The following is a 10,844-nucleotide window of genomic DNA, read 5'->3' as shown; positions in this document are numbered from 1 at the left end:
AGAACCGGAGGAAACCCCATGCCCGCACGTCGCGCCGTGCTGCTCGCCGCCCTGGCCGCGCCTGCCCTGGCGCGAGCGCAGGCCTTTCCCAGCCGCCCGCTCCGCATCATCGTCCCCGCTGTCGCAGCCGGTGGGTCGGATACCTCCACCCGCATCCTCATCCCGCGCATGGCGGCCGAGCTGGGTCAGCCCCTGGTCGCCGACAACCGCCCCGGCGGGTCCGGCAATCTGGCGAATGAGCTGCTGGCCCAGGCCGCGCCGGATGGCCATACCCTGCAGATGGGCACCATCGGCAATCTCGTGGTCAATCCGCTGATCCAGCGCAACCTGTCGGTCGATCCGCTGCGGGACTTCACCCATATCGGGCTGGCGGTGCAGGTGACCAACCTGCTGGTCGTGCCGGCGGACCGACCCTGGCGGGATGTGGCGCAGCTGGTGGCGGCGGCGAAGGCGCGGCCGGGGATGCTGACCTACGGCTCCTCCGGCGTCGGCTCGGCCGGGCACCTGGCGGGGGCGCTGCTGGACCAGGTGGCGGGGACCGAATGCGTGCACGTGCCCTATCGCGGCGGCGGGCAGCTGATCACGGATATCCTCTCGGGCAAGCTCGATTTCGCCTTCGCCACCGCGGCGACCACGCTGGAGCATGTTGAGACGGGGCGGCTGCGGGCGCTGGCAGTGCCTTCGGCCCAAAGGTCCGAGCTGATGCCCCGGCTGCCGACCATGGCGGAGACCGGGGTGCAAGGCTATGCGGTGCTGAACTGGTATGCCCTGGTCGCCCCGCGTGGCCTGCCGAGCGCCACCACCGCTCGGCTGAATGCGGCCCTGCGGGCAGCGCAGGCAGACCCCGAGGCCGTGCGCAAGCTGGCCGCCCAGGGGGTGGAGCCGCTTCCGGGCAGCCCCGAGGAGGCGACGCGCTTCATGGCCGAGGAGGTCACGAAATGGCGTGCCGTGGTGCAGGCGGCGCGGATCGGGGTGGACTGATCATCGCGCGGCAGGGTCTCAGATCGGGCAGACGCCCGAGGCGCATTGCAGATGGGCGAGGTCGATTGCCTCATGCAGCGCCGGGTCGCGGATGCCCTCGACCAGCGCGGCGAAGCGGTCCATCGGCACCTCCTCCTCGGGCAGGTATTCGTAGCCGAGCGCCTGGTCCGGCCGGCTCGGCAGGATGGCGCAGCAGCGGATGCGTGGCTGGTGCTCCAGCAGCATGGCGCGGAAGGCCTCCAGGTCGTGCCGGTCGGTATAGACCTTGAGCGTGTAGGAGACCTGGTTGCCGCGGTCGGCACCGATCCAATGCCGCTCCAGCAGGGTCAGCCAGCGATACTGGTCCTCGGGCGAGGCTTCGGGCGCCGTCACCAGCCGCTCCCCGATGCCGAGCCGCTGGATCAGCGAGAGGGTCGGGAAGCCCACCACCGACATGCCGGGGAAGGAACGCAGCACCCGCACCGGGTAGCCGCGGGACTCGTAGTCCGCCAGCAGCGGGTCGCTGTCGGTGGCCCAGCTTTCCGTGCCGTCGCGGGTGCCCTTGAACTGGACCCAGCGCAGATATTGGCGCCGTGCGGGCAGATGGGCGCCCTCGGTCAGGCCGAAGAGCTTGCTGGTCGTGCCGGCCGGCTTGACCGTGGTGACGGTGACCGGCGTTTCGAGGCCGAGCTCCTCGGCATATGCGACCCCCTCCTCCTTCGCGGCCGCCGAAAGCCGGTTGAGCATGGCCCAGAAGGGGGCGGATCGCACCTCGTCCAGCAGGTCGTCGAAGCCGAGGCCCCAGCGCATCCAGGCCCATTCGTGCAGGCCGGTCGGTCCGATGCCCATGCGGTTGGTGCGCCGCACCTCCTCCGCATAGAGGGCATCCATGGTGTTGGCACGCATCAGGAAGCGCACGCCGAGGCGGACGCTGTCCTCGACCCGCGCATCCCACTCGGCAGCAAGATCGTCCGGCACGAGGCCGGGTGTGACCGTGGCGAGATCCACGGGGCAGGCGAAGAGCGGCGCGAAATCGGCGATGACGCAATAGCCGCCGGTGACATGCAGCGTGATCTCGCCGCAGGGATTGGTGGTGACCGGGAAGCGCGCGGTCTGCGCCCGGCGCGCCAGCTCGGCGAGCAGCGGCACCGCGAGATCGGCCCGGTACCGGGCGGAGCGGATGTCGCGGCCATCCTCATGCACGGGCTTGCGCCAGGCATCGCCGGTGCGCGCATCCTCCAGCTTGTCGCCGTTAATGAAGCCTGGTTCGCCGTTGATATAGGCGCAGCGCGTCGCCTCATCGAAGACCGCCAGCGCGTGACGATGCGAGGGCTCGGCGCTGCCCGCACGGGCGGCGCGCACGCCCTCCCAGAATTCCGCATCGACCATGACGGAGTTGTTGGCGGTCCAGAGCCCGCCCTCGGACTTGGCGCGGATGAAACGCAGGATGCCCGGGTCGCGCCAGGACTTGGTCGCCATGCGTGCGGCCCGGCGGGCGCCACCCACCTGCACCTCGACCGAAAGATGGTGGTCCACCAGCAGCGCCTGCTCCCAGGGCTGGAGAGCCTCGTCCCCGGGCGCACGATGCCGGGCAGGCTCGATGACCTGATGGCGCAGGTTCACGAAGGCCCGCATCAAGGAAATCGGGCCGGAGGCAGGACGGCCCTGCATGCCGCCGATCGGCGCGCCGCGCGGCCGGATGGCCGAGAAATCGAGCAGCAGGGTGCGGTCGGCGGCACCCTCGAAGGCCAGGCTCTCCAGCAGCTCTACCGCCTTGCCCCAACCCTCGCGGCTGTCAGCGATCTCGTGGCGAATGGTGCCGGGAGGCAGCTCCCCGGCGGCCGCCTCCGTGAACTCCCGCGCGATCCAGGCGCGGATCTCCGCCTCCTGTGCTTCGGAGAAGGCGTCGAGGCTGGTGCCCCAGGGCAGTAGGCCGAATTCGGCACCGAAGCGGTGCAGGTCGGCGCGTGTACGCGGCCAATCGGCATGCGTGGAGTCCAACCGCAGCAGCAGCCGCGGCGCCCGGCCCCAATCCACCACGACCAGTTCGTCATCATAGGCCCGGCCGACGCCGCTGCCATTCAGCAGCAGGTAGAACAGGGTGAAGGAGGCATTCGCGGTCGAGCAGTTGGTGAAGACCTCCATGTTCCGGCCGGGCTGGTCCCGATCGCCATGCTGGAGGTGCCGGCCGGAGGTGATGAGGGCACCGGTGGCGATGGCATTGCGCAACCGCGCCTGGTCCACCGGGTCCGCCGCGTCACCCAGCAGCGCCATGTTGCCCGCGGCCACCCGCTCGGCCACGCGGCCAAAATCCTCCCCGTCCGCGGGGCGGAATACCGTCCGGCGAGCCACGGCCAGTCCCATCCCGGGATCGAGCGCGCGGGCAGGAAGCGGCGCGGTGCCGAAGCTCGCACCGGGGCTCGGGGCCTGCCGCGCCTCGGGGGCGCGCGAGAGGTAACCATCCATCGGGGGCATCCCTGTACTCGCCGTCCGCCAGTCTGAGCGAGTCGGCGAAAACAGTATATGGTGATCAGACCGGAGTGTCACCCCCCACATATAGGGAACGCAGGGTCTCGGTTAAACCGGGCAGGCAGTCCGCCAGCGTCGCGGCGTCGAGTTCCGCCAGGAAGGCGACGCGTCCCCGGGCCAGCACGCCCCGCAGGCGGCAATCGGCCGAGAGACAGCAGGCGCCGCCATCCGGGCGGAAGCATTCGACCAGCGCCTGCCCTTCCTCCAGCAGGCGGACCACCTCGCCGATCCGGATCTCCGCCGCCGGGCGGGCCAGCAGCACGCCGCCGCGGGCGCCACGCAGAGTCCGCACCAGCCCTGCTCCCGCCAGGTCCTGGATAATCTTGTGCAGGTGGTTGCGCGGCGCCCCGACCTCGCCGGAAAGCTCCTCGGCATTGCGCACCCGGCCGGGCTCGGCGGCGAGCCGCATCAGCAGGCGCAGGGCGATGTCGGTGGAGGCGAGCAGGCGCAACCGGAAGGCTCCTCGAATCTGGTATTGACGATACCACAATCAGGAGTGAAATTAACTGGGATTGGAGATACCAGTTTGTCCGCCATCCCCGAGACCCCGGAGCGCCGGGCCGCCCTGACCCGCGAGATCGCCGCCCAGACCGGCCTCGACGAGGCCCGCATCGAGGCCTTCCTGCGCACTTTCTACGGCGCCGCCCGCCAGGATCCGCTGCTCGGCCCGGCCTTTGCCGGAGTGGAGGACTGGGAGCGGCATATCGCCACCCTCACCCGGTTCTGGGGTTCGGTCGCGCTGATGACCGGGGACTATCACGGCCAGCCGATGCGGGCCCACGCGCATCTGGCCCTCACCCCGGCGCATTTCGCCCGCTGGCTCACGTTGTTCGAGGCGACGGCCCGGGCGCATTTCACCGCGGAGGGTGCCGAGCACATGCTGGAACGTGCCCGGCGCATCGCCCGCAGCCTGGAGATGGGGCTCATTCCCCTCGCGCTGCCGGCCAGGGTCCGCGCAACGGCGACAGGAGCGCGGCCTTGACGGAAGCTCTGGCTCCTCAGCACGAGATGACCTGAGCAGGTATGGGCGGCTGGGGCGAGTTCGCCGGGGCTTTCGGTCTCTTCCTGCTCTCGCACGCGCTGCCCGCACGCCCCGCGCTGCGCCGCCGCCTTGTCGGGGCGCTCGGGGAAGGCGGCTATCTCGCCCTCTACAGCCTCCTGTCGCTGGCAGCGCTCGCCTGGCTGGTCGTGGCGGCCGGGCGGGCGCCCTATCTCGCGCTCTGGGACATGGCGCCCTGGCAATGGTGGGTGCCGAACCTCGCCATGCCGCCCGCCTGCCTGCTGGTGGCCTTCGGGACGGCCGCGCCGAACCCGCTCTCCCTCGGTGGCCGCGGCGCCGGGTTCGATCCGGAGCATCCGGGGATCGCGGGCCTGACCCGGCATCCGCTGCTCTGGGCCCTCGTGCTCTGGGCCGGGGCGCATGTCGTGCCGAATGGCGACCTCGCGCATCTGCTGCTCTTCGGCGGCTTCGCGGGTTTCGCGCTGCTCGGCGTGCGGGTCATCGACCGGCGCCGCCAGCGGCAGTTCGGTGCCGAGGCCTGGGCGCGCCTCGCCCACCGCACCTCCCTCCTGCCGGGCGCGGCGCTGGCCGCCGGACGGTGGCGACCTACCGCCCTGCCCTCCCCCTGGCGGCTCGCCGCGGCGGCGTTGCTATGGCTCGCCCTTCTCCTGCTGCATGGGCCGGTTATCGGCGTCTCGCCCTTGCCGCCCTGACGGTTGCGCAAGCCGGCCGATCCGCCTCAGCCGCGGGGCTGCGCCGGGCCGCGCTGTCCGTCGGTGATGTCCTCGATCCAGGTCAGGGCCGCGACCGCCCGCGGGAAGCCCAGCGTCGGGACGGCCAGCAGCGCCACCTGCTTCAGCGCCTCATTCGATACGCCCTCCTCCAGGGCGCGGCGGCAGTGCGAGTGGACGCCCCCCTCCGAGCCGGCGCCGATGGCGAGCGCCAGCTTCACCAACCGCAGCGCCTCGCCTTCGATGGGGCCCGCCTTGGCGCAGGCCTCGCCGAGGGCGGCATAGGCACGGTAGAGCTCCGGATAGGCCCGTGCCACCTGCCCCGCCGCGGCGGGGAGTTCCTCATCCTGTTGCATCGGTGCCGTCTCCCATCCTTCAAACGCCGCGTGCAACGCGCCAGGCTCAGCCCGGCTTCCCATCCGCCCGCGGCCGGATCAGCATCGGCCCATGCGCCAGGAGGAACAGACCGAAGGCCAGCGCCCAGAGCGCCCCGGCGGCCGCGTAGGGCAGCAGGCCCGGCAGGACCGCCGGGCCGAAGGCGCGCAGCAGCGCCCAGGCCGCCAGCATGGCGGGCGAGGCGAGGAGCGGATGCCTGGTATGGCCGAGCGTCGCCCGCGTCATGCGGCCAGGATCATCAAGGCGACGGCGCCGATGCCCTGCAGGTGCAGCCAGTTCGCCGCCCAGGCCGCGCCGCCGAGGCGATGCACCGCCTTCACCGCCAGGGCGACCGGGACCATGAAATAGGCGAGGTGCAGCACCGGCAGGATCGGGCGCCCGAGCGTCCGCAGCCCCTGGCTGGCTTATCGCCCTCGACCTCTGGCAGCCGGGAGATGCCGTGGCGATGCAGGCAGCGGTGCAGGGCTGAGCGCGTAAGCTGCGGCACGGTGGGTTGCAGAGCGTAGAGGCAGTCATCCAGCAGCAAGAGCGTGTGACGCCGGAAGGCCACGATGACCGCCTCATCCTTGGCCGACAGCGTGGAGGACCGTGGCTCCCGTGCGCCGGTCGGCAGGTCAGCAACTGAGGTCCGCTTGCGCCATTTGGCGATCGTGTTGGGGTTTACCCCGTAGCGTCGCGCCAACTCCCTCAGGCTCGCTCGACTATGCTGGATCGCGCGACGGACCGCCTCCGTCACGGTGGCGCTGCCGTGGAGAACCTGGCCCATAGCGCGGCCTTCCATGCCTGGAAAAGGCTGCACCATCAAACCCCGGGATCAAAGACCTAGTGCGGCGTCGCCGTCCCGTCAGATTAGAGGCAGAACATCATTTAACTGACACCGAAACTGCGTCGACCAAATGTGACAGACGTTACATGAATTGGTCAGGGCGTCCTAAGAATGGCGCACCAAACGGAGCAGACATGAGCGACATCAGGACCACTGGCGCAGGCGATGATTTTCCCACGCTGAGCCCCATCAAGAACGTCATTCTCATGATTGCCGATGGCGCCGGAGCGAACACCCTGGAGGCAACTCGACTTTACCTTCAAAGCCTGCCCCCTGGCGACGAGCGCGGCGGCACCGCTGGTTCTTTGGTGGTTGATGGACCTGGGTTCACCAACACCATGCAGTCGGTCTACCCGCTCGATACCCGCACCGTTCCGGGCAGCGATGAGCAAAATCCGGATGTCATCTATGACCCGGAGCAGAACTACGATGCCACGCCTGTCGCTGGCACCAATGCCGCTGGTTATCCTCGCGCCTTCGCAGGCTACGATTGGAACCGCGCGACCTACCCGGATTCGGGCAACACCGCGTCGGCGATTTCGGACGGCCAGAAGACTTATAACAACGCCATCAACGTTGATGGGAGCGGCGACGCACAACTTTCAACTGCCGAGTTGGCGCATTCGCTCGGCAAGGCCACTGGTGTGGTGTCCACCGTTCAGTTCTCGGATGCAACGCCTGCAGCCGGCGGTGGCGCCCATAACGTTGCCCGCTCCAATGCCCAAGATATCGCCGCTGAGATGTTCGGCGCGGGCATTCTCGATGTCATCGCCGGAACGGGCAACCCAGACTACAATGATGACGGTCAACTGCGTGCCACGCCAAACTACCAGTGGATTGGCCCGGATATCTGGAATGACCTGAAGAACGACTCCTATAGTTCGTCTGATGGCGGCACTTGGGAACTGCTCCAAGACCGTGCCGACATCATCGCGGCGGGCACTGGCGCCCCTACCGATGAGCGTCTGGCCATCCTGGTCGAGGCTTTCACCGGCAGCAATTTCTATCGGGCGGGGGCCAGTGCGGCTGGCGAGACGGAAATCCCGTTCTCGGTGCCGCGCCTGGAAAGCTCACCGACCCTGACCGAGCTTTCGGCCGCAGCGCTCAACCGGCTGAACGCCGATGAGGACGGCCTCTACATCTCTATCGAAGGCGGCGCCGTGGACCGCGCCATGCACGCCAACAACTTCGGCCGAATGATTGAGGAATACGTCGACTTCAATGACGCTGTGAAATACGTGGTCGACTGGGTGAACTCGGAAGAAAGCCGGGCAACCTTTGAGGACACGCTCCTCATTGTCACCGCAGACCATGACCACCTGCTTTTCGGCCCTGACGGCGCTACCATTCCCTACCAGCCGGTGCTGCCGGACCAGGACGGCGACGGTGTGCCGGAATATGCTTGGTTCAGCAACAACCATTCAAACCAGCTGGTTCCCCTTTACACCACCGGGGCCAATGCAGGTGATACGCTTGCCTTGTCGGACCAGGTCGATGTGGTACGAAATGAGCAAGGTCAGGCGATTGGCGGCAGCGGGCGCACCTATACTGATGAGGCGGAACTAGGGGACTACGTGCTGGACCAGTTCCAGCTCGGTGAGACCGTTGATTGGAACGCCACCGCCGAGCGGGTGCTGGCGAACTATGCCGAGACTGGTCAGTGGTTCTTTTCCTGACGGTCGCCTGACGCGACGACCGGGTGCTCGGATGCGCACTCGGTCAATCGGGGCGGATCGGCCTGGGTGTTGTTGCCCCCGAATGCCCGGACCGGGTCAGGCTGTTAACGTGGCACGGATGAACTGGCGCAGGGAGCGGTATCCGAGCAGGAGCGCATCCTCGCCTCGATCAGCCGCAACCGCCGCTTGGCGCGCGACTTCGAGCGACACTGCCGCATCGCCGCCGCCTTCACTCGCATCGCCATGATCCGCTTCATGTTCAGGCGTCTGGCTGCGAAACCCTCAGCATAAACACAAACTTCCCGGATGGGCTCTAAGTCAGCTATCGGAGTCTCCGCCGTCGGTGCCTTCGCTTCGGCGAGAACCTCACAGCCCCGCCGCACCTTGCGGCCGCTGCACTCAGCGTGATCAGACAAGCGGCGTCGTAGGTCCCGAAGGTTTCACGCCGGGGTGGAGCCTGAGCTAAGCCTCCGCCGTATCATCCAGCATCCGGTGGGTGGCCTTCCACTCTGCCATAATCACGCGGTTAGCGCCCAGCCGCTGCAGATGGCTTACGCTGGCCTCGGAGTGGGCGCGAGCGTGGTTTTTCAACTCCGGGTTCTCAGCGCGAGCCTGCTGCACCGCCTGCCCGGCTTCGAGCCTTTCTGGAACCGTCACGAACAGCCGGCGTGTGGCAGGCAGATTGGCGGCCGCCAGCACCTCAGGGTCGGCGGCGTTGCCCTGAACCGTTTCGACGTCCACCGCCCGCGCCGCCGTGACAGCCTCCTCCGTGTCCCCATCACCAGCACGGGACGTCCGATGGCACGCAGCCCTGCCGTAAACGAGCGAGCTCACGCGCCCGTATGTACTGACTGCGGACATCAGAGCGTCCGGCCTGCGCCGCCTTCCGCCTGGGCTGACCTGCGCGGAGCGCGGCGGCCCTAACGTCGTGCGTAAGGACGGCTGTAAGGCCATAGACGGCAAGGCGGTTGAGATCACTACCGGGCGCGAGCGGCGTCGGCGCTAGAGCGTAGCCGACAAGCTCCGCGCCGCTGGATTACCTTACCTGTAGGCCGCCTTGAGGGGATCAGGCCGACAGCCGCCCGCAGAATGTTGAGCAAGCCTCGCATTCGAGTGTGTTTTGCCCATTACTATCAACCTGTAGATGATGTTCCAGGGCCGAGATGAGGTCCTCTCTTCCCTGGAGACCTCGATGTCCGCCTTGCGCCGGATCCTCATCGTCGAGGACGATGCCGCGTTACGCTCCACCCTGGCCGAGCAAATCCTGCTCGACGGCGAGTTCGCGGTGGACGAGGCGGCGAGCGCAGCCGAGGCTGAGGCCAAGCTCGACTGCGCGGACGCCCGCTACGACGCCATCCTGCTCGATGTCGGCTTACCCGATGCCGATGGGCGCGAGTTCTGCGCCAAGCTGCGTCGGGCCGGGCAGCAGATGCCGGTCATCATGGTCACCGGCGCTGATACCGAGCAGGACGTGGTCCGCGGCCTCGATGCCGGCGCGAACGACTATCTAACCAAACCTTTCCGCCTGCCGGAGCTGCTGGCCCGGGTGCGGGCCCAGCTGCGGGTGTTCGACAACTCCGAGGATGCCACCTTGCTGATCGGGCCCTTTGTCTTTCGCCCTAGCCGGCGACTGCTGCAGGACAGCAGGGGCAATCGCATGGTGCGGTTGACCGACAAGGAAAACGCAATCCTGAAGTTCCTCTACCGCGCCGGGGGCAAGCGGGTGCCGCGTCAGGTGCTGCTGAACGAGGTCCTGGGCTACAGTGGCGCTGTCTCCACACACACGCTGCAGACGCATGTTCATCGGCTACGCCAGAAACTCGAGGCCGATCCCGCTCAGCCGCGCCTGCTGCTGACTGACAATCGCGGCTATAGATTGGACGCGAGCGTCCTCCTCGCCGCCAGCCGCTGACGCCGCCGGGTCGCTGGGCGCTTCTCTCCAAGCAAGGCGACCGTCGCTGCCAGGGCTCTCGGATCAAAGGGCTTGTAGTAGACCCTCTCGCCTGGGAGGAAGCTGTGCCCGGCGAACATCTCGGGGCTGCCGGTCTGGTAGATAACCGTCAGCCCAGGGCGGACCTGCCGGGCCTTACTAGCCAGGACCAGGCCGTTGTCGCCCGCGCCCAGGTCGAGGTCCGTGACCAGCACGTCGATAGAGTGCGACGGGTTCCCGATGATGGCCAGGGCATCCTCGGCATTGCCCACTTCGAGGAAGTTGAGCCTGGCTTCCTCGAAAAAGTCGGCCAGGGTGAGGCGTACGATAAGGTCGTCCTCGACCAGCAGCACCGTCATGGTCCTGTTCCTCTTTCCCTGAGGTCCGCTACCTCAGGGTGAAAGCGTGCTCCCATATTGATGAGCAGGGAGATCACGGAGCAGGGACATTACGATCAAGTTACCCGTATAAGTTGTGGAAAATTTCGGATGCATCTTGTGGTTGTGGACTCTTCTTCGAGGCTTAATCCTGAAGGGGCTGTTGCCGGCGCTGGTGGCGCATCCGAAGCGCCGAGCGACCAAAAGACCGAGAGAAAAGGCCGCCCCTGGGATGCGGCTTTCAACTGACTGTGTGGGAATGCCCATCAAGCGGCGATGCGCCGGAGCATGATGCGGGACATTGCTGCGTGGATCATGGCTTCCCCTGTTTCGGGCAGTCGTTCGTAGTCACGCGCGAACCTGCGCGACCGCGACAGCCAGGCGAAGGTCCTCTCCACCACCCACCGGCGCGGGATGAC

The 10,844-nt window shown here is 67.7% G+C and carries 13 protein-coding genes and 1 pseudogene; 5 read left to right on the top strand and 9 right to left on the bottom strand.

Going from position 1 to position 10,844, the window contains the following annotated elements; genetic code table 11:
* Window positions 1-18: 18 nt before the first annotated feature.
* On the top strand, window positions 19-981 hold the full coding sequence (locus JMJ55_RS04710) for a Bug family tripartite tricarboxylate transporter substrate binding protein (protein WP_202824367.1): 963 nt from the start codon (window positions 19-21) through the stop codon (window positions 979-981).
* Between the two features lie 18 nt (window positions 982-999).
* Here the strand turns inward: JMJ55_RS04710 and JMJ55_RS04705 are convergent, their stop codons facing one another.
* Entirely contained in the window at window positions 1,000-3,426 is a 2,427-nt protein-coding gene (locus tag JMJ55_RS04705) for a recombinase (RefSeq protein ID WP_202824366.1), read from the bottom strand.
* 64 nt (window positions 3,427-3,490) lie between these two features.
* The gene (locus JMJ55_RS04700; RefSeq protein WP_236033429.1) at window positions 3,491-3,940 is read right to left on the bottom strand and encodes an RrF2 family transcriptional regulator; all 450 of its coding nucleotides are present in this window, start codon (window positions 3,938-3,940) and stop codon (window positions 3,491-3,493) included.
* A 75-nt stretch (window positions 3,941-4,015) separates the two neighbouring features.
* Between JMJ55_RS04700 and JMJ55_RS04695 the strand changes: the two genes are divergently transcribed.
* Together JMJ55_RS04695 and JMJ55_RS04690 are read left to right on the top strand one after the other, a co-directional pair.
* Window positions 4,016-4,471, top strand: coding sequence for a group III truncated hemoglobin (locus JMJ55_RS04695; RefSeq protein WP_236033428.1), 456 nt, complete (start codon window positions 4,016-4,018; stop codon window positions 4,469-4,471).
* Between the two features lie 41 nt (window positions 4,472-4,512).
* On the top strand, window positions 4,513-5,202 hold the full coding sequence (locus tag JMJ55_RS04690; protein WP_202824365.1) for an NnrU family protein: 690 nt from the start codon (window positions 4,513-4,515) through the stop codon (window positions 5,200-5,202).
* Between the two features lie 26 nt (window positions 5,203-5,228).
* Here the strand turns inward: JMJ55_RS04690 and JMJ55_RS04685 are convergent, their stop codons facing one another.
* From JMJ55_RS04685 to JMJ55_RS04670, 4 genes and pseudogenes are all read right to left on the bottom strand, one after another.
* Window positions 5,229-5,576 (bottom strand): carboxymuconolactone decarboxylase family protein, encoded by a 348-nt coding sequence (locus tag JMJ55_RS04685; RefSeq protein WP_202824364.1) that lies wholly within the window; start codon window positions 5,574-5,576, stop codon window positions 5,229-5,231.
* 46 nt (window positions 5,577-5,622) lie between these two features.
* On the bottom strand, window positions 5,623-5,841 hold the full coding sequence (locus JMJ55_RS04680; protein ID WP_202824363.1) for an NnrS family protein: 219 nt from the start codon (window positions 5,839-5,841) through the stop codon (window positions 5,623-5,625).
* Window positions 5,838-5,978: a hypothetical protein gene (locus JMJ55_RS31520; protein WP_202824362.1), complete on the bottom strand. Its 141-nt coding sequence runs from the start codon at window positions 5,976-5,978 to the stop codon at window positions 5,838-5,840. Before JMJ55_RS31520 ends, JMJ55_RS04680 begins: the two co-directional genes overlap by 4 nt.
* 32 nt (window positions 5,979-6,010) lie before the next feature.
* Window positions 6,011-6,382 (bottom strand): annotated as a pseudogene (locus tag JMJ55_RS04670) (IS481 family transposase); the annotation flags it as partial.
* Window positions 6,383-6,576: 194 nt separating this feature from the next.
* On the opposite strand from JMJ55_RS04670, the gene JMJ55_RS04665 reads away from it, so the two are divergent.
* Window positions 6,577-8,118, top strand: coding sequence for an alkaline phosphatase (locus JMJ55_RS04665; protein WP_202824361.1), 1,542 nt, complete (start codon window positions 6,577-6,579; stop codon window positions 8,116-8,118).
* A 462-nt stretch (window positions 8,119-8,580) separates the two neighbouring features.
* Here the strand turns inward: JMJ55_RS04665 and JMJ55_RS04660 are convergent, their stop codons facing one another.
* Window positions 8,581-8,979 (bottom strand): NAD-binding protein, encoded by a 399-nt coding sequence (locus JMJ55_RS04660; protein ID WP_236033427.1) that lies wholly within the window; start codon window positions 8,977-8,979, stop codon window positions 8,581-8,583.
* Between the two features lie 331 nt (window positions 8,980-9,310).
* Between JMJ55_RS04660 and JMJ55_RS04655 the strand changes: the two genes are divergently transcribed.
* Window positions 9,311-10,030: a response regulator transcription factor gene (locus JMJ55_RS04655; RefSeq protein ID WP_202824359.1), complete on the top strand. Its 720-nt coding sequence runs from the start codon at window positions 9,311-9,313 to the stop codon at window positions 10,028-10,030.
* Here the strand turns inward: JMJ55_RS04655 and JMJ55_RS04650 are convergent.
* Together JMJ55_RS04650 and JMJ55_RS04645 are read right to left on the bottom strand one after the other, a co-directional pair.
* On the bottom strand, window positions 9,988-10,407 hold the full coding sequence (locus JMJ55_RS04650) for a response regulator (RefSeq protein ID WP_202824358.1): 420 nt from the start codon (window positions 10,405-10,407) through the stop codon (window positions 9,988-9,990). The two genes, JMJ55_RS04655 and JMJ55_RS04650, sit on opposite strands and share 43 nt — an antisense overlap.
* A 284-nt stretch (window positions 10,408-10,691) precedes the next feature.
* Window positions 10,692-10,844: transposase (locus JMJ55_RS04645; protein WP_202824357.1), on the bottom strand; the 153-nt coding region annotated here is incomplete at its 5' end.

The organism is Belnapia mucosa (assembly GCF_016775475.1).
Taxonomy (GTDB): Bacteria; Pseudomonadota; Alphaproteobacteria; order Acetobacterales; family Acetobacteraceae; genus Belnapia; species Belnapia mucosa.
This window is presented reverse-complemented; position numbering and strand designations above follow the sequence as displayed.

Excerpts from the sequence above, each read along its gene's own strand:
- JMJ55_RS04710 (WP_202824367.1), top strand. The coding sequence starts at position 19 with ATGCCCGCACGTCGCGCCGTGCTGCTCGCCGCCCTGGCCGCGCCTGCC.
- JMJ55_RS04705 (WP_202824366.1), bottom strand. The coding sequence starts at position 3,426 with ATGGATGGTTACCTCTCGCGCGCCCCCGAGGCGCGGCAGGCCCCGAGC.
- JMJ55_RS04690 (WP_202824365.1), top strand. The coding sequence starts at position 4,513 with ATGGGCGGCTGGGGCGAGTTCGCCGGGGCTTTCGGTCTCTTCCTGCTC.
- JMJ55_RS04685 (WP_202824364.1), bottom strand. The coding sequence starts at position 5,576 with ATGCAACAGGATGAGGAACTCCCCGCCGCGGCGGGGCAGGTGGCACGG.
- JMJ55_RS04680 (WP_202824363.1), bottom strand. The coding sequence starts at position 5,841 with ATGACGCGGGCGACGCTCGGCCATACCAGGCATCCGCTCCTCGCCTCG.
- JMJ55_RS04665 (WP_202824361.1), top strand. The coding sequence starts at position 6,577 with ATGAGCGACATCAGGACCACTGGCGCAGGCGATGATTTTCCCACGCTG.
- JMJ55_RS04660 (WP_236033427.1), bottom strand. The coding sequence starts at position 8,979 with ATGTCCGCAGTCAGTACATACGGGCGCGTGAGCTCGCTCGTTTACGGC.
- JMJ55_RS04655 (WP_202824359.1), top strand. The coding sequence starts at position 9,311 with ATGTCCGCCTTGCGCCGGATCCTCATCGTCGAGGACGATGCCGCGTTA.
- JMJ55_RS04650 (WP_202824358.1), bottom strand. The coding sequence starts at position 10,407 with ATGACGGTGCTGCTGGTCGAGGACGACCTTATCGTACGCCTCACCCTG.